At 40.2% G+C, this 22,169-nt stretch carries 17 protein-coding genes; all 17 read left to right on the top strand.

The genetic code is table 11. The features are described from left to right. Positions 1 to 15: 15 nt before the first annotated feature. The 17 genes from J5A74_10490 (at position 16) to J5A74_10410 (ending at position 22,161) form a co-directional block, all read left to right on the top strand. Positions 16 to 540 (top strand): RNA polymerase subunit sigma-70, encoded by a 525-nt coding sequence (locus J5A74_10490; protein ID QUI95769.1) that lies wholly within the window; start codon positions 16 to 18, stop codon positions 538 to 540. Continuing rightward, positions 537 to 4,289, top strand: coding sequence for a phosphoribosylformylglycinamidine synthase (locus tag J5A74_10485; protein QUI95768.1), 3,753 nt, complete (start codon positions 537 to 539; stop codon positions 4,287 to 4,289). Before J5A74_10490 ends, J5A74_10485 begins: the two co-directional genes overlap by 4 nt. A gap of 19 nt (positions 4,290 to 4,308) precedes the next feature. Next, complete coding sequence (locus J5A74_10480; GenBank protein ID QUI95767.1) at positions 4,309 to 5,631, top strand: aspartate kinase; 1,323 nt, start codon at positions 4,309 to 4,311, stop codon at positions 5,629 to 5,631. Next, complete coding sequence (locus J5A74_10475) at positions 5,631 to 6,869, top strand: NAD(P)/FAD-dependent oxidoreductase (protein QUI95766.1); 1,239 nt, start codon at positions 5,631 to 5,633, stop codon at positions 6,867 to 6,869. The genes J5A74_10480 and J5A74_10475 overlap by 1 nt, the downstream gene beginning before the upstream one ends. Then, on the top strand, positions 6,859 to 7,530 hold the full coding sequence (locus J5A74_10470; protein ID QUI95765.1) for a (d)CMP kinase: 672 nt from the start codon (positions 6,859 to 6,861) through the stop codon (positions 7,528 to 7,530). The genes J5A74_10475 and J5A74_10470 overlap by 11 nt, the downstream gene beginning before the upstream one ends. A 3-nt stretch (positions 7,531 to 7,533) precedes the next feature. Then, entirely contained in the window at positions 7,534 to 8,373 is an 840-nt protein-coding gene (gene ispH, locus J5A74_10465; GenBank protein ID QUI95764.1) for a 4-hydroxy-3-methylbut-2-enyl diphosphate reductase, read from the top strand. After that, complete coding sequence (gene rpsA / locus J5A74_10460; protein ID QUI95763.1) at positions 8,360 to 9,442, top strand: 30S ribosomal protein S1; 1,083 nt, start codon at positions 8,360 to 8,362, stop codon at positions 9,440 to 9,442. Before ispH ends, rpsA begins: the two co-directional genes overlap by 14 nt. A 73-nt stretch (positions 9,443 to 9,515) precedes the next feature. Then, on the top strand, positions 9,516 to 10,532 hold the full coding sequence (gene cbiG / locus J5A74_10455; GenBank protein ID QUI95762.1) for a cobalt-precorrin 5A hydrolase: 1,017 nt from the start codon (positions 9,516 to 9,518) through the stop codon (positions 10,530 to 10,532). After that, entirely contained in the window at positions 10,519 to 10,758 is a 240-nt protein-coding gene (locus J5A74_10450) for a hypothetical protein (GenBank protein ID QUI95761.1), read from the top strand. The genes cbiG and J5A74_10450 overlap by 14 nt, the downstream gene beginning before the upstream one ends. Before the next feature lie 54 nt (positions 10,759 to 10,812). Beyond that, positions 10,813 to 12,567: an ABC transporter ATP-binding protein gene (locus J5A74_10445; protein QUI95760.1), complete on the top strand. Its 1,755-nt coding sequence runs from the start codon at positions 10,813 to 10,815 to the stop codon at positions 12,565 to 12,567. Next, the gene (locus J5A74_10440; protein QUI95759.1) at positions 12,554 to 14,296 is read left to right on the top strand and encodes an ABC transporter ATP-binding protein; all 1,743 of its coding nucleotides are present in this window, start codon (positions 12,554 to 12,556) and stop codon (positions 14,294 to 14,296) included. Before J5A74_10445 ends, J5A74_10440 begins: the two co-directional genes overlap by 14 nt. A gap of 14 nt (positions 14,297 to 14,310) precedes the next feature. Beyond that, positions 14,311 to 14,856, top strand: coding sequence for an energy-coupled thiamine transporter ThiT (locus J5A74_10435; GenBank protein ID QUI95758.1), 546 nt, complete (start codon positions 14,311 to 14,313; stop codon positions 14,854 to 14,856). A 37-nt stretch (positions 14,857 to 14,893) separates the two neighbouring features. Continuing rightward, the gene (gene pheS / locus J5A74_10430) at positions 14,894 to 15,913 is read left to right on the top strand and encodes a phenylalanine--tRNA ligase subunit alpha (GenBank protein QUI96897.1); all 1,020 of its coding nucleotides are present in this window, start codon (positions 14,894 to 14,896) and stop codon (positions 15,911 to 15,913) included. Positions 15,914 to 15,937: 24 nt separating this feature from the next. Further along, positions 15,938 to 18,361, top strand: a complete 2,424-nt coding sequence (locus tag J5A74_10425; GenBank protein ID QUI95757.1) for a phenylalanine--tRNA ligase subunit beta — start codon at positions 15,938 to 15,940, stop codon at positions 18,359 to 18,361. Positions 18,362 to 18,446: 85 nt separating this feature from the next. Further along, the gene (locus J5A74_10420; GenBank protein ID QUI95756.1) at positions 18,447 to 18,839 is read left to right on the top strand and encodes a hypothetical protein; all 393 of its coding nucleotides are present in this window, start codon (positions 18,447 to 18,449) and stop codon (positions 18,837 to 18,839) included. 66 nt (positions 18,840 to 18,905) lie between these two features. Next, positions 18,906 to 20,354, top strand: a complete 1,449-nt coding sequence (locus J5A74_10415; GenBank protein QUI95755.1) for a glutamate--tRNA ligase — start codon at positions 18,906 to 18,908, stop codon at positions 20,352 to 20,354. Continuing rightward, positions 20,341 to 22,161 carry an ATP-dependent helicase gene (locus tag J5A74_10410; GenBank protein QUI96896.1) on the top strand — a complete coding sequence of 607 codons (1,821 nt, stop codon included), beginning with the start codon at positions 20,341 to 20,343 and terminating at the stop codon, positions 22,159 to 22,161. The genes J5A74_10415 and J5A74_10410 overlap by 14 nt, the downstream gene beginning before the upstream one ends. The last annotated feature ends 8 nt before the right edge of the window (positions 22,162 to 22,169 follow it).

The raw sequence follows: 22,169 nt of genomic DNA, 5'->3' as shown, positions 1-22,169 counted from the left end.
ATATGGAGTATGACAATGGAAGAAAAAATAGATTTATTACAAATCTTTTTGGAAGAGCTTGCGGATATTGAGCCCATACAAGAAGAGGAGGAGACAAGACTTCTTAAGGAATTGAGAGGGGGAAATCATTCAGTTTGTGAGAGATTGATTGAGGGAAATTTAAAATATGCCATTTCCTTCGTTAAGGATTACACCGGTCAGGGGATTCATCCGAATGATATGATTGCACAAATCAATTTGGCATTGACAAATGCGGTGATGAATTACAAGAGTGGAGATTTGAAGTCACAAATTGCAGCCGAGATTCACGACGCAATGAAGATGATGATTTCTGAGGAGAATCTAGCAAAAAGTGCCAAAGAAGAATTGGCTGATCGATTGAATGCATTGTCAGAAGAAGCAAGAGTATTGGCTTTGGAACTTGGTCGAGAGGCAACACCTGAGGAGTTAGCTGTTCGTGCAGGAATTTCACAGGAAGAAGTTTCAGAATTGATGAAGATTACATTGAATGCAATGAGCAGGGAGGGACAATTGAAATGACGGTCAAGCGAATTTATGTCGAGAAGAAACCAGAGTTTGCAGTTCGAGCAGGAGAGTTGAGAGAGGATATCAAAAGATACATCGGGTGCCAGGGACTAGAGGGTGTTCGTGTTCTGATCCGATATGATATTGAAAATATTTCTGAGACCACATATAAAAAATCTCTGGATACTATTTTTTCTGAACCGCCGCTAGATGATCTCTATGAGGAAGAGTTTCCACATGACGAGAAGGATGTTATTTTTTCTGTAGAGTATTTACCAGGTCAGTTTGATCAAAGGGCAGATTCAGCGGTGCAATGCATTCAATTGCTGGATGCCACAGAGAATCCTGCCATTGTTTCGGCTACAACTTATGTATTGCGTGGGGAATTTTCGCCAGAAGAAATAGAGAGTATTAAGAGTTTTTGTATTAATCCAGTGGACTCTAGAGAGACAGGAATGGAAAAGCCACAGACATTGATTGCTCACTACGATGTACCAAAGGATGTCATTATTTTTGAGCACTTTCGAGATATGACAGAGATGGAATTAAAGTCTTTGTATCAAAGTCTCAATCTTGCGATGACATTTAAAGATTTTGAGTTTATTCGAGATTACTTTAGAGATGAGGAAAAGAGAGACCCATCGATGACAGAGATTCGTGTGCTCGATACCTATTGGTCTGATCATTGTCGTCACACAACTTTCCAGACAGAACTCAAAGATATTGATTTTGGTGAGGGATACTATAGAAAGCCGATGGAAGATACATTTCATCGCTATAAAACCGACAGAGAAGTTTTGTATAAGGGCAGAGAGGATAAGTATATTTGTTTGATGGATATTGCTCTGCTGGCAATGAAAAAGTTAAAGAAAGAGGGAATCTTGACTGATGTCGAGGAATCGGATGAGATTAATGCCTGCTCCATTGTTGTTCCCATTGATGTGGATGGAGTGACACAGGAGTGGCTAATTAATTTTAAAAATGAGACACACAATCATCCTACAGAAATCGAGCCATTTGGTGGAGCAGCAACCTGTCTTGGTGGTGCAATTCGAGATCCATTGTCGGGTAGAACCTATGTCTATCAAGCGATGCGTGTGACGGGGGCAGCAGATCCAACTCGTCCGCTCAAGGAGACCTTGCATGGAAAATTGCCACAGAAAAAGATTGTGACAGGGGCAGCTAGAGGATATTCGTCCTATGGAAATCAAATTGGTTTGGCAACAGGTTATGTAAAGGAGATTTATCATCCAGACTATGTGGCTAAGCGCATGGAGATTGGTGCGGTTATGGGTGCAGCACCAAGAAAAGATGTCAAGAGATTGAATTCTGATCCAGGCGATATCATTATTTTACTGGGTGGAAGAACTGGTCGAGATGGCTGTGGTGGTGCAACAGGCTCAAGTAAGGTGCATACAACAACCTCTATTGACACTTGTGGTGCTGAGGTTCAAAAGGGAAATGCACCTACAGAGAGAAAGATTCAAAGATTGTTTAGAAGACCAGAAGTTAGTCGATTAATTAAAAAGTGCAATGACTTTGGTGCAGGTGGTGTTTCTGTGGCTATTGGAGAGCTGGCCAGTGGTTTGACGATTGATCTTGATCTTGTGCCAAAAAAATATGCAGGGCTTGATGGAACAGAGATTGCGATTTCTGAATCTCAAGAGAGAATGGCTGTTGTGATTGATCCAAAGGATGTGAAGGAATTTTTGGCCTATGCTGCTGAGGAAAATTTAGAGGCTGTTGAAGTGGCAAAGGTAGAAGAAAATCCTCGCCTTGTGATGAATTGGAGAGGAAAAACTATTGTTGACATCAGTAGAGCTTTTCTTGACACCAATGGTGCTCACCAGGAGGCAAATGTCAGCGTGGAGATTCCAGATGAAAAAGCCAATCCATTTGTTCAAGGAGATATTGAAGATGTCAGAGGAAAATGGCTTGACACATTGAAGGATCTCAATGTTTGTTCACAAAAGGGACTTGTGGAGATGTTTGATAGCTCAATTGGAGCAGGTAGTGTGTTGATGCCATATGGTGGAAAATATCAGCGTTCAGAGACACAAGTAATGGTGGCCAAGGTACCTGTTTTACACGGAAAGACAGATGCAGTGACGATGATGAGTTATGGATATGATCCATATTTATCTAGCTGGAGCCCATATCATGGTGCCATTTATGCCGTTTTGTCCTCTGTGGCTAAAATTGTTGCTGGTGGTGGAGATTACAAAAAGATTCATTTTACTTTTCAGGAGTACTTCCGCAGAATGAGCGAAGATCCAGGGCGTTGGAGCCAGCCATTTGCAGCACTTTTGGGTGCCTATGATGCACAGCTTGGATTTGGACTTGGCTCTATTGGAGGAAAAGATTCGATGTCAGGAACATTTAATGATATCGATGTTCCACCGACATTGGTTTCTTTTGCTGTCGATGTGGCCAATGCCAGTCACATTCTCAGTCCAGAATTTAAGAAACCAGGCAATAAAATTATTCTTCTTCGAGCAAAGAGAAATGAGTATGACTTGCCAGATTATGAGTATATTAAAGATCAATATGCGAAATTCTTTGAGGATGTCAAGAGCGGACGCATTGTATCAGCCTATGCAACAGAGCGTTCAGGTGTGGCTGAGGCCATTGCCAAGATGAGTTTTGGAAATATGCTCGGTGCCAAGATTGAGCACAATTTTGATCCAAGAGATTTCTTTGCTCCAGGTTATGGAAATATTGTTGCTGAGGTTCCAGGAGAATATGTGGGACAGCTTGCCATCACTTATACTGTTATTGGAGAAGTGACAGATGATGCGAAGTTAAGTTATAGCAATACAGAGATTTCTTTGGATGAGGCACTCAAGGTATGGGAGGCACCGCTTGAGGGAGTGTTCCCAACAACAACGCAAGAATCTGTGCCATCGCCAATGGAGACAAAGTTATTTGAGGCAAAGGATATCTATATTTGCAAGAATAAGGTGGCAAAACCAAGAGTATTTATTCCAGTTTTCCCTGGAACCAATTGTGAGTATGATTCCATTCGAGCTTTTGAAAAAGTTGGTGCACAGGCACAGGCGTTTGTATTTCGAAATCTCTCAGCACAGGATATTCGTGATTCTGTAGAACTTTATAAGAAGGAGATTGCACAATCTCAGATTATTATGTTCCCAGGTGGCTTCTCTGCAGGAGATGAACCAGAAGGATCGGCGAAGTTTTTTGCGGCTGTATTTAGAAATGCAGTTATTAAGGAAGAAATTGAAAAATTGCTTGGTCAAAGAGATGGCTTGGTGCTTGGTATCTGCAATGGCTTTCAGGCACTCGTAAAGCTTGGCCTTGTACCAAATGGTCAGATTGGTGTTCAGGCCAAGGATGCACCGACATTGGCGATGAATAATATTGGGCGACATATCTCAAAGGAAGTATACCTAAAAGTAGTGTCCAATAAATCTCCATGGCTTGCACAGGCTGAGCTTGGCAAGGTATATACAAATCCTGCTTCTCATGGAGAGGGAAAATTTGTTGCGACCAAGGAGTGGTTAGATCAATTATTTGCCAATGGACAGGTGGCGACACAATATGTTGATTTGGCAGGAAATCCAACAATGGATGATGAATGGAATCCGAATGGATCCTATGGGGCAATTGAAGGAATTACAAGTCCAGATGGACGAGTATTTGGAAAGATGGCCCATGCGGAAAGAAGAGGTAAGGATATTGCCATCAATATTTATGGTGACCAAGATATGAAGATATTTGCATCGGGAGTTGCCTATTTTAAATAAATTGAGGAGATAGTTTTTTATGAAGAAAGTAGTTAAGTTTGGCGGAAGTTCACTGGCAAGTGCAAAGCAATTTAAGAAGGTGAGCGACATTATCAATGCAGATAAGGCGAGAAGATTTGTTGTTCCTTCCGCACCAGGCAAGAGGGATTCAAAGGATGAGAAGGTAACAGATATGCTGTATCAAGCATATGAGGCTGCTTCTACAGGGGGATCTTACAAGAAGGTATTTGAAAAAATTAAAGACAGATATCAGAGTATTATTGATGGCCTGGGACTCAACTTAAATCTCGATATGGAATTTAAGAAAATCGAGGAGAATTTCCTAGCAAAGCAGGGAAAGGAGTATGCGGCATCTCGTGGCGAATACCTCAATGGTATGGTGTTGGCAAACTATTTGGGTTGTGACTTCTTGGATGCAGCAGAGGTTATTTTCTTCAATGAAGATGGCACATTTGATGCAGAATATACAAATGCAGAGATTTCTGCAAGGCTTGAAAATGTAAAGGGAAAGGTGGTTATTCCAGGATTTTATGGCATTGATCACAGTGGGAAGATTCGAACATTTTCAAGAGGTGGATCAGATATCACTGGGTCGATTGTAGCTAGAGCCATTCATGCGGATGTCTATGAGAACTGGACGGATGTATCTGGATTTTTAATTGCAGACCCTAGAATTATTAAGGATCCAGCAGTGATTGAGACCATCACCTATAGAGAGCTGAGAGAGCTTTCTTATATGGGGGCGAGTGTATTGCATGAGGATGCAATTTTTCCAGTAAGGGCAGAGGGTATTCCAATCAATATTCGCAATACCAATCGTCCAGAGGACAAGGGAACACTGATTGTGGAGAGCACTTGTAAGCGACCAAGATATACGATTACAGGCATTGCGGGCAAGAAGGGATTTTGTTCCATCAATGTAGATAAGGCGATGATGAATGCAGAAGTTGGATTTTGTCGCAAAGTACTTGAGGTGTTTGATGAGAATGACATTTCGATTGAGCATATGCCATCAGGTATTGATACGATGTCCGTATTTGTTCATCAGGATGAATTTGAAGATCATGAGCAAAGAGTTGTTGCGGGCATTCATCGCAAGGCAAAGCCAGATTCTGTGGAAATGGAATCAGGACTTGCATTGGTTGCTGTTGTGGGAAGAGGAATGAAGGCCAATCGTGGTACAGCAGGAAGGATTTTTGCTGCATTGGCTCATGCAAGAATCAATGTCAAGATGATTGATCAGGGTTCTTCAGAGTTTAATATCATTATTGGTGTGAGAGAATGTGATTTTGAATCCGCAATTAAGGCAATTTATGATATTTTTGTTACTGTGGAGTTATAATGAGCAGAGTAATCATTATAGGAGGAGGGGCAGCCGGGATTCTGGCTGCCGTTTCTGCAGCTGCCAAAGGGCATGAAGTTTGTATCTATGAAAAAAATGAAAAATTGGGAAAAAAATTATATATCACAGGAAAGGGACGTTGCAATGTGACCAACGCCTCAGATATGCAGACAGTGATGAACAATGTAGTTCGCAATCCCAAATTTTTATACAGTTCATTTAAGAATTTGACGAATGAAGATATTATGCAGATGATTGAAAATGCTGGCTGTGCCCTTAAGGTAGAGAGAGGAAATCGAGTATTTCCTGTTTCGGACCATTCATCTGATGTATTAAAGGCATTGGAAAAGATATTGAGGGACTATGGTGTAAAGGTATTTTTAAAATCTGAGGTTACAGGACTTTTGATTGAGGAAGAGTGTATTAAGGGGATTATGGTAAAGGGAAATGAGAAAGTGCTAGCGGATGCTGTCATTGTTGCGACAGGGGGATTAAGTTACCCAGCGACAGGTTCAACAGGGGACGGCCATCGCTTTGCAAAGAGGGCAGGACATCGGTTGAAGGAATGCCTGCCTTCACTTGTTCCCCTAGTGATTGAGGAGCCAACTTGTGGAGATTTACAGGGACTTTCTCTAAAGAATATCGAAGTTTGTGTACTCGATGGAGGTAAAGAACTCTACAGAGATTTTGGTGAAATGTTATTTACTCACTTTGGTGTCAGCGGTCCTGTCATTTTATCCTCAAGTTCTTATGTAGTGGAAAGCTTAAAAAAGCATAAGTTGTTGCTTCATATTGATTTAAAGCCTGCACTGAGCTTTGAACAATTGGAACAAAGAGTTCTTCGAGATTTCTTGGAATTTAAAAATAAGAATTTAAAGAATGCTTTGGTGAAGCTATTTCCAGCAAGATTGATTCCGGAAGTGATTCGTCAATCGGGTATTCCAACTGATATTCAAGTCAATGCAATTACAAAGAAGCAGAGACAAGATTTAATTCGAGCAACAAAATGTTTGGAATATACGATTGTGGGTACACGAGGATTTAAGGAGGCCATTATCACAAAAGGTGGTGTCGATGTTTCTCAAATCAATCCTTCAACTATGGAATCAAAGCTCATTAAGGGCTTGTATTTTGCAGGGGAAATATTGGATTTGGATGCACTGACTGGGGGCTATAATTTGCAAATTGCATGGTCAACAGGTTGGTGTGCTGGAGAGGATATAGAATATGTTGAATAAGAGATTGAATATTGCGATTGATGGACCAGCAGGGGCAGGAAAGTCAACGATTGCAAAAATGGTCAGCAAAAAATTAAATTGTATTTATGTTGATACAGGTGCAATGTATCGCGCTGTGGCATTATTTTTCATTAAAAATGGAATTGCAAGTGATGATGAAAAAAGAATTGCCAAAGAAATAGAGAATATCCAGGTGGATATTCAATTTGAAGCAGGGGATCAGAAAGTATTGCTCAATGGAAAAGATGTCACAGAGGAGATTCGTGCAGAGCGAGTGGGCAATTGGGCAAGTGAAATAAGCAAGTATACTCTTGTTCGAGAGTATCTTGTGAAAATGCAAAGGGAAGTTGCTACAAAGCAAGATGTGGTAATGGATGGGCGAGATATTGGTACAGTGGTATTGCCACAGGCCAATGTAAAAATTTATTTAACGGCATCATCAAAGGTTCGAGCGATGCGCAGGTACAATGAACTCACACAAAAGGGTGTATTTTGTGATATTCATGATATTGAGCAGGGAATTATGGAAAGAGATGCACAAGATATGAATAGAGAAATCTCTCCACTTCGTCAAGCAAAAGATGCAATTCTCATTGATTCATCGAATATGACAATTGATGAAGTGGTGGAAAAAATTGTTTCATTGGCAAGGGAGAGATAGAATATGCGAGAGGTGATTTTAGCAGAAACCGCAGGATTTTGCTTTGGTGTACAGAAGGCAATGGATACTGTTTACAGCGAAGTAGAAAAGGGAAATCAAGTGTATACTTTGGGACCAATTATTCATAATGAAGAAGTGGTCAAAGATTTAGCTAGCAAGGGTGTGCAGGTGATTGAGGGATTGGATGAATTAAAAGAGAGTGGAACTTTAATTATTCGTTCCCATGGTATTAGTAAGGATGTGATGGATACCTGCCTAGACAGTGGAATGAAGGTGGTTGATGCTACTTGTCCATTTGTGAAAAAGATTCATAATATTGTACAAGAGGAGTGCAAGATAGGAAGAAGAGTCATCATTTTTGGAAATCCAAAACATCCAGAAGTGGAAGGCATTCAAGGCTGGGGAGATGAAAATACAGTAGCAGTAGAAAACTTTGAGGGTTTTATGAATTTGAATTTGAAACCAGATGAAAAGATTAGTATTGTTGCACAGACAACATATAATTACAACAAATTCAAAGAAATTCTTGATAAAATAAGTGATTTAGGTTATGATATTAAGTGTTTTAATACGATTTGCAATGCTACACAGGAAAGACAAGTGGAGGCTTGCGAGATTGCGGCCAAAGTAGATGCGATGATTGTGATTGGTGGTAAATCCAGTTCAAACACAGCAAAGCTTGTAGAAATTTGTAAAAATGAGTGTGCAAATACCATTTTTATTCAGACACTTGAAGATTTAAATTTGGATGATTTATTTTCTGTGCGCAGTGTAGGCATTACAGCAGGGGCTTCAACCCCAAAACAAATCATTGAGGAGGTTCATAGTAATGTCAGACCTTAGTTTTGAAGAGATGTTAGAGGATTCATTAAAAACAATACGTACAGGAGAGGTTGTCACTGGTAAAGTAATCAATGTTAAAGAAGACCAGATCATTTTGAATATTGGTTTTAAGTCAGATGGTATTATTACTCGTAACGAGTACACAAATGACAACAGTCTAGATCTTCGTACTGTGGTTCATGAAGGTGATGAAATTGAGGCAAAGGTTCTCAAAGTGAATGATGGAGAGGGACAGGTAGTTCTTTCTTCAAGAAGACTTGCCGTAGATAAAGGTTCATTAAAGTTACAGCAAGCATTTGAAAATCATGAGATACTTACAGCAAAGGTTGTACAAGTACTTGAGGGTGGTCTTAGTGTAGATATTGAGGACACAAAGGTGTTTATTCCAGCAAGTCTTGTATCAGATACTTATGAGAAAGATTTGAAAAAGTATGCGGGTCAGGAGATTAGCTTTGTTCTCACAGAGTTCAATCCAAGACGTCGTCGCATTATTGGCGACCGCAAGGAGTTGATGAAGGCGAAGAAGGCGGAACTTCAAAAAGAACTCTTTGCTAGAATTAAACCAGGGGATAGAGTTGAGGGCGTTGTAAAAAATGTCACGGATTTTGGTGCTTTTGTTGATCTTGGCGGAGCGGATGGTCTTCTTCATATTTCAGAGATGAGTTGGGGAAGAATTGAAAATCCAAAGAGGGTATTTAAGACAGGCGATAAGGTGACCGTAATGATCAAGGATATCACTGGTGAGAAGATTGCTTTGAGCATGAAGTTCCCAGAGGTTAATCCATGGAAGGATGCAGCAGAAAAGTATGCAAAGGGCACAGTGGTTAAGGGCCGTGTTGCTCGTATGACAGATTTTGGTGCCTTTGTTGAACTTGAGCCAGGTATTGATGCACTCCTACATGTTTCTCAGATTGCAAAAGATCATGTAGAAAAGCCATCTGATGTACTCAAAGTAGGTCAGGAAGTTGAGGCTCGCGTAGTGGATATCAACGAAGAGGATCAAAAGATTTCTTTGAGCATCAGAAGTTTGCTGAACAATCAGGAGAAAGAGTCTGTTGACGAGGAATAATTTGAAGAAATAAAGATGGCTGTTGCACTGTAATTAGTGTGACAGCTTTTTTTATGGAGGAAAGGAGAAGGCAATGAAGATTACAATTATTAGTTTTACAGAGCAGGGGATGCGCCTAGGGCAGCGAGTGAATGAATTACTAAATACAATGGGGCATCATGTGGAGATGGTGGATCGAATGAAAAATCACCGTGTGCCATTAAAAGAATTTGCAGGAGAATATTTCTATTCCAATGATGCTTTGGTGTTTATTGGGGCCACAGGTATTGCAGTGCGAGCGATTGCTCCATTTTTGAAGGATAAGTTTGAAGATCCAGCAGTTTTGTGTATGGATGAGCTTGGAAATTATGTCATTTCCCTTCTTTCAGGACATATGGGCGGTGCCAATGAGCTTTCGAGGATTCTTGCTGAGCATTTGGGGGCAAATGCAGTGATTACGACAGCAACAGATGTCGAGGGTGTTTGGGCTGTGGATGAATGGGCAAAGAAAAATAAGTTAAAGTTGAGTGACAGAAAATTGGCCAGGGAGGTGAGTTCACGACTATTGGATGGCGAGAGTGTGGAGATGGTTTCTGGCTATAAGATTATTGGAAAGGTACCAACCTATTTGAGAAATAGTCAGAGTCCAATTTCTATCTATGTGACGAATCGCACATTTAAAAAGAGTACACCTGAAAAATCAATTCTTCGCTTAATTCCAAAGAATATTTGTGTTGGCGTGGGCTGTAAGAAAGATACAGAAATTGAAAAGATGGATGAGGCTTTTTCTGCGTGGTTGACAAAAAATCAAATTGATGGTGCAGCAATTGCCAGCTTTGCTACCATTGACTTAAAGGCCAATGAACCAGCTATCTTGGCCTTGGCAAAGAAGTACAAGGCAAGATTAAAAATTTACACCGCAAAGGATTTGGAAAAGGCAAAGGGGGATTTTAATGACTCCGAGTTTGTAGAAGAGATTACAGGAGTTGGCAATGTGTGCGAGCGTGCAAGTAGTTTAGTGTATTCAGAGAGAATGTCCGAAAAGGAATGCTTTGATGGGATTACCTTTGCGAGCACCTACAACAAGGACTTGACCTATGCATTCTTCTAGTTTTATCTTAGTGATTGCAGATAAAAAGAGTGCAAGGACGGTCAAAGCAATAGAAAGAAGCTATAGTGAGGTCAGGGTAGTGTTTGAATTGGGGCGCTGCCTTGACCCCATTGATATGGAGGAAAAAAAGAGGATCGAAGAGAATGCTAGATATGGACAAGAACTGGCGAGATTAGCAAAAAAAATTTACCTTGTTCGAGAAGAAAATTTGACAGTACTGAAGTAATGGAGTACGATGTAAAAGTTATTAGATAAATGAATAGAGAAAGAAGGAAGAAAAATGCTAAAACTTGTAAAGTATCTTCGTGGATACACCAAGGAGTCCATACTTGCTCCGCTCTTTAAATTGTTGGAAGCAAGTTTTGAGCTATTGGTTCCCCTAGTGATGGCTGGAATAATTGACCATGGTATTGCCCAGGAAAACACAGCCTATATTGTAAGGATGGGGGCGGTACTAGTGGGATTGGCCATCGTGGGGCTTTGCAGTGCTATTACGGCACAATATTTTAGTGCAAAGGCCGCAGCGGGTTTTGGAACAGCACTCAGAGATGATTTGTTTCGACATATCCTTGGATTTTCTCATGCTGAAACAGATTTACTGGGCAGGGATACATTCACAACCCGTATGACCAATGATACTAATCAAATTCAGGCGGGAGTAAATTTGTTCTTTCGATTGGTATTACGTTCTCCGTTTATTGTCTTTGGTGCATTGGTGATGTCCTTTAGTATTGATGTGAGAGAATCTCTGATTTTTGTAGTGGTCATCGCACTTTTGGCAGTGATTGTGGCAAGTATTATGGGGCAGACTGTCAAAATGTATAAGCAGGTGCAAAAGCGACTGGATGATGTCCTTGGTCAGACATCAGAAAACCTTACAGGAGTGCGTGTAATCCGTGCTTTTTCTAGGCAAAGCGATGAGATTTCGACCTACAAAGATCGAACACAGAACTTGTCAGATATGCAAATTCATGTGGGCAATCTTTCTGCATTGATGAATCCATTGACCTATGTTGTCATTAATTTGGGCATTGTTGCGATCTTAAAGACGGGCTCTGTCAAGGTCAATGTGGGTACATTGACACAGGGAGAGGTTGTTGCTCTGGTCAATTATATGTCTCAGATTTTGGTGGAACTCGTTAAAGTTGCTAATCTCATTATTAATATGTCAAAGGCCTCAGCATGTGCAAGGCGTGTCAATGAAGTATTTGCCATTCAAAATTCATTGGTCGATGGGAAAGAAGATGCCTTACAGAGTTGGGATAGTGCAAAAGAGGAGGCAGTGATTTGTTTTAAGGATGTCAACTTCTCCTATCCAAATGCTGGAGCAGATGCACTGGAAGAAATTAATTTTAGTGTAAATAAGGGGCAGATGATTGGCGTTATTGGAGGAACTGGTTCTGGAAAATCAACTTTGGTCAATCTGATTCCAAGATTTTATGATGTTCGTCAGGGAGAGGTAGAGATTGCTGGAAAAAATGTCAAGGAGTATTCTCTTTCGTCACTTCGAAGGCTGATTGGTATTGTTGAGCAAAAGAGTCGACTGTTTAAGGGAAGTATACGGTCAAATTTACTTTGGGGAGATGAACAAGCAACAGATGAGCAGATGAACAGAGCAGCGAGTATTGCACAGGCAGCTGAAGTTATCAACAAAAAAGAGGGAAGATTGGACGAACCAGTAAGACAACTTGGTGCAAACTTTTCTGGTGGTCAAAAGCAGCGTCTTTCGATTACAAGGACATTGGTAAAAAAACCAAAGGTATTGATTTTAGATGATTCTTCCTCCGCCCTTGACTATGCGACCGATGCCAAACTTCGAAATGCTATTAAAAATGAACTTGTGGGGACCACCGTATTTATGGTTTCACAGAGGATTTCTTCCATTCGCCACGCAGACCAGATTTTGGTACTTGATGATGGAAGAATTGTTGGAATGGGAAAACATGAAGATTTAGTAAAACATTGTCAGGTCTATCAAGAAATTTGTATGTCGCAGCTTTCAAGGGAGGAGGTAGAGAACAATGCAGAAAAATAATTCAAAGAGTACAATGCGAAGAATATTGATATTAATTAAGCCCTATCGTCTGCGTATGTGTTTGGGTATTCTTCTTGCCATCGTTGTGGTGATTACAACCTTACTTCTTCCTATACTTACAGGAAAAGCAGTGGACACCATATTGGGAAAGGATCATGTAAACTTTGAAAAACTTGCAAAAATTATTCTTCAGATGATTTTGGCAATGATGGTTACTTCTGTTGCACAGTGGTTGATGTCAGCAATCAATAATTCGGTGGTGTATCGAATGATTCGAGATATTCGAATGCAAGCCTTTGATAAATTGCAAAGACTTCCCATCTCCTACATTGATGGAAACAGTCATGGAGATATCATCAGTCGAATTATTAATGATGTGGATCAATTCTCAGATGGTTTACTTCTTGGATTTTCCCAATTACTCACGGGAGTGTTGACAATTCTTTTGACTTTAGTCTTTATGTTCAGCGTCAGTATTCGAATTACATTGGTTGTTATTTTGGTCACTCCACTGTCTATGTTTGTGGCTGCATTTATTGCAAAGAAGAGCTATGTCCATTTTAAAAATCAATCCACAAGACGTGGAGAGATGACGGGAATTGTCGATGAGATGGTGGGAGGAATTTCGACGATCAAAGCTTTTGGTGTAGAAGAAATGGCACTGGATAGTTTTGAACAAGCAGATGAAAATCTAAGAGATGCCTATGTCAAGGCAACCTTTTTCTCCTCGATATCTAACCCTGCAACAAGATTTGTCAATGCACTTGTCTATGCAGGCGTGGGGATTACAGGTGCACTTTTAGCTATCTCTGGCTATATTTCGGTTGGACAATTAGCAAGTGTATTGAGCTATGCACAGCAGTACACGAAGCCATTCAATGATATTTCGGGCGTGGTGACAGAGTTACAAAATTCTATTGCCTGTGCAGCTAGAGTATTTGCATTGATTGATGAGAGTGAGATTGTAGCTGATCCAGAAAATGCAGTGAAATTAAAAAATGTTGAGGGCAATGTAAAATTAGAAGATGTCGAATTTTCTTATGTTCCAGATAAGAAGTTTATTGATAATCTCAATATTGATGTCAAGAAAGGGCAAAGAGTTGCCTTTGTTGGGCCGACAGGTTGCGGAAAGACTACAGTCATTAATCTTTTGATGCGTTTTTATGAAATTACAGGTGGAAAGATTAGTGTTGAGGGGATTAGTACAAAGAAGGTGACAAGGGATTCTTTGGTGAAGTCCTTTGGTATGGTTTTGCAGGATACTTGGTTAAAGTCTGGAACCATTAGAGAAAATATTGCTATGGGAAAGCCAGATGCCAGTATGGAAGAAATTGTGGCTGCGGCGAAGGAAGCCTATGCGGATGGATTTATTCGTCGATTACCAAATGGCTATGATACTGTTATTACAGAAGGCGGAGAAAACTTTTCTGCAGGTCAGCGTCAGCTTTTGTGTATTGCCAGAGTGATGCTTTGCTTACCTCCAATTTTAATCTTGGATGAGGCAACATCTTCGATTGATACGAGAACCGAATTAAAGATTCAAGATGCCTTTGATAAGATGATGCAGGGAAGGACAAGCTTTATTGTTGCCCACAGACTCTCAACCATTCGAAGTGCGGATGTCATTATGGTTATGAAGGACGGACATATTATTGAGAGTGGAAAACATGAGGAGTTGCTGGAGAAAAAGGGATTTTATGCAAATTTGTATAATAGTCAGTTTGCTTAGCAAGAGGAGAAAAAATGAAGATTAAAGAGTTGATTGTATGTGCAATGGCATTGGCACTCGGTTTTATTGCTTCGTATATTAAAATTTTTGCTATGCCTTTTGGAGGAGCTGTTACACTGTTTAGTATGTTTTTTGTCTGTTTAATTGGCTATTGGTATGGTTTAAAGGCAGGAATTTTAGGTGGTTTCGCTTATGGCGTTTTACAATTTTTACAGGAACCCTATGTGCTTTCCATTTTTCAAGTTTGCTGTGACTATTTCTTTGCCTTTGCTGCGTTGGGACTTTCAGGGGCATTTAGAAATCAGAAGCATGGTTTTGAAAAGGGATTTTTATTGGCTGTGATAGTGAGAGGTTTTTTTCATTCTCTGGGGGGATATTTGTATTGGTTTTCCTATATGCCAGAAAATTTCCCACAGAGCTTGAAGATGTTTTATCCTGTGATTTATAATTATAGTTATTTGTTAGCTGAGGGTATTTTGACACTTTTGATTATTCAGGTGCCAGCAGTAAAAAGTGCGATGAACTATGTGAAAAGAGAGCTCATTGGTGGCACACAGTAGTTGTGACAGATGATGTATAGAGAGGGAGAATGGAATGATTAAGGAACAATTAGATAAAATTAAAGAAGAGGCACTTCAAAAGATTGCCAAAGTAAATAATCTAGATATGCTCAATGATTTAAAGGTTGCCTATCTTGGAAAAAAGGGCGAGCTTACGGCTGTACTAAAGGGAATGAAGGATGTTCTGCCTGAGGACAAGCCAAAGGTTGGACAGATGGTCAATGAAGTGAGACAGATGCTAGAGGAAAAGCTGGCACAGACAAAGGATGAACTGGTAAAGATTGCACGAGAAGAGCAAATGAAGATGGAAACCATTGATGTAACTTTGCCTGCAAAGAAAAATGTATTGGGACATAGTCATCCAAATACAGTTGCACTCAATGAGGTGGAGAGAATTTTCACCTCCATGGGCTATGAAGTTGTGGAAGGACCAGAGATTGAGTATGATGAGTACAATTTTGCAAAGCTCAATATTCCAGCCAATCACCCAGCAAAGGACGAGCAAGATACATTTTATATCAACAAGGAAATTGTGTTGAGAACACAAACTTCTCCAGTGCAAGCCAGAATGATGGAAAAGGGAAAATTGCCAATCCGTATGATTTCTCCAGGTCGAGTTTTCCGTTCTGATGAAGTTGATGCAACACATTCTCCAAGTTTCCATCAGGTCGAAGGATTGGTTATTGATAAGAATATTACATTTGCAGATTTAAAGGGAACTTTGGCAGAATTTGCCAAAATGCTTTTTGGACCAGAGACAAAAGTGAAATTTAGACCGCATCACTTCCCATTTACAGAGCCAAGTGCGGAGATGGATGTAACTTGTTTTAAATGTGGAGGCAAGGGATGTCGTTTCTGTAAGGGCAGTGGCTGGATTGAAATCTTAGGTTGTGGAATGGTGCATCCAAATGTGCTGGATATGTGTGGTGTGGATAAAAATGAATATACAGGTTTTGCCTTTGGTGTGGGCCTGGAAAGAATCGCACTTTTGAAATATGAAATTGATGATATGCGCCTATTATATGAAAATGATATTCGTTTTTTACAGCAGTTCTAAAATAAGACAGATAAGGAGAGAGTAATGGATACAGCATTATCTTGGATTAAAGCGTATGTGCCAGGTTTAGAGGTGAGTGCACACGATTATACGGAGGCAATGACGCTTACGGGAACAAAGGTTGAAGGCTATCGGGAGCTGGACAAGAATTTAGAAAAAATTGTAGTGGGAGAAATTTGTTCAATTGAAAAGCACCCAGATGCAGATAAGTTGATTATTTGTCAGGTAAATATTGGAGCGGACGCACCAATTCAAATTGTAACGGGGGCGTCAAATGTCCATGTGGGAGACAAGGTTCCCGTAGTCCTTGATGGAGGAAAGGTTGCAGGGGGACATGATGGTGGACCGCTGCCAGAAGATGGCATCCGAATTAAAAAGGGAAAGCTTCGCGGTGTAGAATCTTTTGGAATGATGTGCTCTATTGAAGAGCTCGGTGCAGATCGAGAGTACTATCCTGACGCACCAGAAAGTGGAATTTATATTTTGCCAACAGATAGTGTGCCAGGAGATGATGCCATCGAAGTCATTGGTCTTCGAGATACTGTCTTTGAATACGAGATTACTTCCAATCGTGTGGATTGTTATGCTGTGATTGGAATTGCCAGAGAGGCCGCAGCGACATTTGGAAAAGAATTTGTTCTTCCAAAGATTAAGCCAACAGGAAATCACGAGAATGTCAATGACTTTTTGACTGTGGATGTAGAGGACACAGAACTTTGTAAGCGATATACAGCAAGAATGGTTAAGAATATTCAACTTGCTCCTTCTCCAAAGTGGATGCAAAAGCGACTGGCAGCAAGTGGAATTCGCCCAATCAACAACATTGTTGACATTACAAACTATGTGATGGAAGAATATGGTCAGCCAATGCATGCCTATGACTATGAAAATATTGCAGGAAAGAAAATTGTTGTAAAGCGTGCAGAAAATGGCGAACTCTTTGAGACATTGGATGGTCAAGAGAGAAAGTTAGATGATCAGGTTTTAATGATTCGTGATGGGGAAAAGGCAATCGGCATTGCGGGAATTATGGGCGGTGAGAATTCAAAGATTACAGATGATGTGCAGACTATGATTTTTGAGGCAGCAACATTTGATGGCACAAATATCCGACTCTCATCCAAACGTCTCGGACTTCGCACAGATGCATCTGGAAAGTTTGAAAAGGGACTTGATCCCAATAATGCCATCGATGCGATCAATCGTGCCTGTGAACTTATCGAGGAATTGGGTGCAGGTGAGGTCGTCGGTGGTGTTGTGGACATCTATCCAAATAAGGTTGAACCATCTCGTGTAAAATTTGAACCAGACCGAATCAATCGTTTGCTCGGAACGAATATTTCAAAGGAAGAGATGATTGGCTACTTTGAAAAAATTGAGTTGATGTATGATGAAAAGACCAATGAGATTGTTGCACCAACATTTCGTCAGGACATCCATGTAATGGCTGATCTGGCAGAGGAAGTGGCAAGATTCTTTGGCTATGATAAGATTCCGACAACATTACCAAGTGGAGAGGCAACGATGGGAGGAATTACCTATAAGTTACGCATCGAAGAACAGGCGAGAGAAACAGCACAATTTTTGGGATTTTCTGAGGCAATGAACTATTCATTTGAAAGTCCAAAAGTTTTTGATCGTTTAAACTTTGCAAAGGACAGCAAGGATCGCATGGCAATCGAAATTATGAATCCACTTGGAGAAGATTTCTCGGTGATGAGAACGACACCATTACATGGTCTTCTCAATTCATTGTCTACAAATTACAACAGAAGAAATAAGGATGTCAAACTCTATGAGCTTGCCAATGTTTACAGACCAAAGACTTTGCCGTTGACAGAGCTTCCAGATGAAAGAATGCAATTTGCTCTTGGATTTTATGGAGCGGGTGATTTCTTTGTGATGAAGGGCGTTGTGGAAGAGTTTTTTGAGCGAGTTGGTTTAAAGGAAAAAGTCACCTATGAACCTCATTGCGATAGACCATTTTTGCATCCAGGAAGAAGAGCAGATATCATTTATTGTGGAAAGACTTTGGGCTATCTGGGTGAGGTTCATCCAGAAGTTGCACAAAATTATAAGCTTGGAGAAAAGACATATATTGCTGTATTGGATATGCCGGCACTCATTCCATTTACTTCTTTTGATATTAAGTATACCGGCATTGCAAAGTATCCAGCAATGACAAGAGATATTTCTATGGTTGTTCCAAAAGAAATTTTGGCTGGACAGATTGAAGAGGTAATTGAAAAATTTGGTGGTGACAGTCTAGAATCTTATGCTCTATTTGATATCTATGAGGGAGACCAGATTCAGGAGGGATTTAAGTCAATGGCCTATACAATTACATTCCGTCGCAAGGAGAGAACTTTGGAGGAGAAAGAAGTTGTAACGGCAATGGATGCGATTGTCAATGCGTTAAAAGAGCTTGGAATTAGCTTGCGTGCTTAGTTGACAAAAAGGATGGTCTGCTTTATAATTTTTAAGGAAATATAAACTGTTGATTAATTTTTTGGAAGGATGTTAGGTGAATACTATGGCAAATGCGAGAGCAAACAAAAAGGCAGCAGCAAAGGCAGCAGTGGTTGAGAAGAAAGTAGTAGCAGTAAAAGAGGCTCCAAAAGCAGAGGCTCCAAAGGCAGAGACAAAAAAAGTTGAGCCAACAAAGACAACAGAGACACCAAAGACAGAGACAAAGAAGGCAGCAGCACCAAAGAAGGCAGTAGTTACAAAAGTAAAGGCTGCAGTTCAATTTGGTGGTAAAGATGTAGATATTGACGCTTTGGTAAAACAAGCAAAGAAAGCATACAAGGATATACATAAAGATGTAAGCATCAAGAGTATGGATGTCTATATCAATGCAGATGATTCGGCAGCTTACTTTGTTGTCAACGGTGAAGAAGCACCAGAGATTAAGATTAATTTATAGAGATGATGTCGGCACAGTCTTTTGGCTGTGCCGATATTTCGATAATAACGAAAGTGAGAGAAAAGAATGACAAAGATTAGAACACGCTATGCACCAAGTCCAACAGGAAGAATGCATGTGGGCAACTTGAGAACAGCACTCTATGCCTATTTGATTGCCAAACATGAGGGAGGGGATTTCCTCTTGCGCATTGAAGATACAGATCAAGAAAGATTTGTTGAGGGTGCAACAGAAATTATCTATAGGACACTGGAAGAAACAGGGCTTGTACATGATGAGGGACCAGATAAGGACGGTGGTTGCGGTCCTTATGTGCAGAGCGAGCGACAAGCAGAGGGCATTTATTTAGAATATGCAAAAAAGCTGGTGGAAAAAGGAGAGGCCTACTATTGCTTTTGTGATGCCGAGCGCTTGGCTACACTAAAAAGAACAGTCAATGGCGAAGAAATTATGAGCTATGATAAGCATTGTCTTGGTCTTTCAAAGGAAGAAGTGGAGGCAAATTTAGCTGCGAATAAGCCATATGTTATTCGACAAAATAATCCGACACAGGGAAAGACCACCTTCCATGATGAGCTCTACGGAGATATTTCTGTGGACAATGCCGAACTTGATGATATGGTATTGATTAAGTCAGATGGATATCCAACATATAATTTTGCCAATGTTGTCGATGACCATTTGATGGGAATTACTCATGTTGTGCGTGGAAATGAATATTTGTCTTCCTCACCAAAATATAATCGACTCTATGAGGCTTTTGGATGGGAAGTGCCAGTATATGTTCACTGCCCACTCATTACTAATGAAGAACACAAAAAACTTTCAAAGCGTAGTGGTCACGCATCATTTGAAGATCTTGTGGAGGCAGGGTATTTGCCAGAGGCCATTGTCAACTATGTGGCACTTCTTGGTTGGTCACCAGAAGACGATCAAGAAATCTTTTCGTTGCCAGAATTGGTAGAGAAATTCAATTACCACAATATCAGCAAATCTCCAGCTGTTTTTGATATGGTTAAGTTTGGTTGGATGAATGGAGAGTATTTAAAGGCAATGGATGAGGAGAAGTTTTTTGAACTTGCCAAGCCATATATTGAGGCCGTTATTAAAAAGCCTCTGGATATTCGAAAAATTTCAAATATGGTTAAGTCAAGAATTGAGAAATTCCCAGACATCAAGGATTTAATTGATTTCTTTGAAGAAATGCCAGAGTATGATATTGAGATGTACAATCACAAAAAGATGAAGAGCAATACAGAAACTTCATTGAAGGTATTGAGAGAGACTTTGCCAATTCTTGAGGCACAGGAGGATTTTTCAAATGATGCCCTCTTTGCACGATTGTCAGAGTATGTTAAAGAAACTGGAGTAAAGACAGGATTTGTAATGTGGCCACTTCGCACAGCACTTTCTGGAAAGCAATCGACACCAGCGGGTGCAACAGAAATTATGGAAGTGCTTGGAAAAGAGGAGTCTCTACAGAGGATAAAACTTGGAATCGATAAATTACAGTAAGAGTCAAAGAGAGGCTGTGGAGTTTGGAGCAGGACCAATGATGGTATTAGCTGGTCCTGGCTCTGGGAAGACATTTGTCATCACCCACAGAGTTTGTCATTTGATTGAAAAGCAAAATATTCGACCAGAGAATATCTTGGTTGTCACCTTCTCAAAAGCAGCTGCAGTGGAAATGAGAGAGCGATTTATCAAGTTAATGCCAGATAAGCAGGGTGAAAGAGTGACTTGGGGAACTTTTCACTCTGTTTATTTTCATCTTTTGCGAACAGCTTATGGCTATCGAGGCGACCAGGTGATTACAGATGCTGAGCGATATGATGTTATCAGAGAATTGATGAAGAAAAATCAGATGGAGAGCGAAGATGTTGTGGGACTTGGCACAGAAATTCTTTCAGAAATTGCCATTGTAAAACAAGAGAGAATGGATATCTTGCACTACTATGCACATAGCTGTCCAGCTGATCTTTTTCGACAGATTTTTGTGGATTATGAAAAGAGCATTAGCGAGAGAAAGAAAATTGACTTTGAGGATATGCTCGTGATGACATATGAATTGTTATCACAAAGAGAAGATATTCGGAGGGCGTGTGAAAATCGCTATCAATATATTTTGGTTGACGAGTTTCAAGATATCAATCGAATGCAATATGAAATTATTCAGCTCATCGCAGGGGAAAGGGCAAATTTGACGATTGTGGGAGATGATGATCAATCCATCTACCGCTTTCGAGGAGCAAAGCCAGAGATTATGCTCGGCTTTGCAAAGGACTATCCCAAAGTAAAAAAAGTATTACTCGATATTAATTTTCGTTCCACTACACAGATTATTGAGGCGGCAGGGAAATTAATTGCTCACAATAAGGAAAGATTTGAAAAGCAAATTACAGCGGCAAGAGGGAATGGCAGGCCAGTGGATGTTATTCGATTTAAAAATGTCTATCAAGAAGTAAAGAGCATTATTGATGATATTAGCGATTATGTCAAAGCAGGTCATTCTCTGGATGATATTGCGATTCTCTATCGGACAAATTTACAGCCTCGCTTGATGACGGAGATGCTTATGCAATATAATATTCCCTTTGTGATGAAGGACAATATTCCCAATCTCTACGACCATTGGATTGCCAGAGATATCAAGTCCTATTTGAGATTATCTATTGGAATGGCGAAGAGAGGGGATTTACTTCGCATTTGTAATCGCCCAAATCGCTATATTAAGAGAGAAGCATTGCAGTTTTCGGATGGTCAAATAAGAGATTTATTTAAGTACTATGAGGACAAACCCTATATGATTGAGCGTATTGCTCAACTGAAGACAAACTTGCGAGCAATTCAAAATATGCGACCAGGGATGGCCGTGCGCTTTATCCGAAAGGGAATCGGCTATGATGAATTTTTGGAAGAATATGCCCAATATCATGGCATAGAAGAAGATGAACTTTTTGATATTTTAGGTGAGCTTGAGCAATCAGCTGACTGTTTTGAGACCATCCTTGATTGGTTCTCTCATATGGAAGAGTACAAGGAAAAATTGGCACAGACCAAGAAACAAGAAGAAAAAATAGGGGTTCGATTGATGACCTTTCATTCTTCTAAAGGGTTGGAATATAAAATTGTCTATATGATTGACTGTAATCAAGGTATTACGCCCCATAGAAAGGCCAAAGCTATAGAGGATATGGAAGAGGAGAGAAGAATGTTTTATGTGGCGATGACCAGAGCAAAAGACCGATTGTATGTTTATAGCGCGGATTCTAGCTTTCACAAGAAAGCAGAATTGTCAGACTTTGTGAAAGAAATTTTGTAGACAAAAGG

The sequence above is a fragment of the Lachnospiraceae bacterium oral taxon 096 genome (genome assembly GCA_018141845.1).
In the GTDB taxonomy this organism is placed as follows: domain Bacteria; phylum Bacillota; class Clostridia; order Lachnospirales; family Lachnospiraceae; genus F0428.
Note: the sequence above shows the minus strand (reverse complement) of the source record. Positions and strands in the feature narration are given on the sequence as shown.

Bases quoted from the DNA above. Each gene is read 5' to 3' on its own strand.
- ispH (QUI95764.1), top strand. From the start codon at position 7,534: ATGCGAGAGGTGATTTTAGCAGAAACCGCAGGATTTTGCTTTGGTGTA.
- J5A74_10435 (QUI95758.1), top strand. From the start codon at position 14,311: ATGAAGATTAAAGAGTTGATTGTATGTGCAATGGCATTGGCACTCGGT.
- rpsA (QUI95763.1), top strand. From the start codon at position 8,360: ATGTCAGACCTTAGTTTTGAAGAGATGTTAGAGGATTCATTAAAAACA.
- J5A74_10445 (QUI95760.1), top strand. From the start codon at position 10,813: ATGCTAAAACTTGTAAAGTATCTTCGTGGATACACCAAGGAGTCCATA.
- J5A74_10485 (QUI95768.1), top strand. From the start codon at position 537: ATGACGGTCAAGCGAATTTATGTCGAGAAGAAACCAGAGTTTGCAGTT.
- J5A74_10480 (QUI95767.1), top strand. From the start codon at position 4,309: ATGAAGAAAGTAGTTAAGTTTGGCGGAAGTTCACTGGCAAGTGCAAAG.
- J5A74_10420 (QUI95756.1), top strand. From the start codon at position 18,447: ATGGCAAATGCGAGAGCAAACAAAAAGGCAGCAGCAAAGGCAGCAGTG.
- J5A74_10475 (QUI95766.1), top strand. From the start codon at position 5,631: ATGAGCAGAGTAATCATTATAGGAGGAGGGGCAGCCGGGATTCTGGCT.
- J5A74_10440 (QUI95759.1), top strand. From the start codon at position 12,554: ATGCAGAAAAATAATTCAAAGAGTACAATGCGAAGAATATTGATATTA.
- J5A74_10415 (QUI95755.1), top strand. From the start codon at position 18,906: ATGACAAAGATTAGAACACGCTATGCACCAAGTCCAACAGGAAGAATG.
- cbiG (QUI95762.1), top strand. From the start codon at position 9,516: ATGAAGATTACAATTATTAGTTTTACAGAGCAGGGGATGCGCCTAGGG.
- J5A74_10425 (QUI95757.1), top strand. From the start codon at position 15,938: ATGGATACAGCATTATCTTGGATTAAAGCGTATGTGCCAGGTTTAGAG.
- J5A74_10470 (QUI95765.1), top strand. From the start codon at position 6,859: ATGTTGAATAAGAGATTGAATATTGCGATTGATGGACCAGCAGGGGCA.
- J5A74_10490 (QUI95769.1), top strand. From the start codon at position 16: ATGGAAGAAAAAATAGATTTATTACAAATCTTTTTGGAAGAGCTTGCG.
- J5A74_10450 (QUI95761.1), top strand. From the start codon at position 10,519: ATGCATTCTTCTAGTTTTATCTTAGTGATTGCAGATAAAAAGAGTGCA.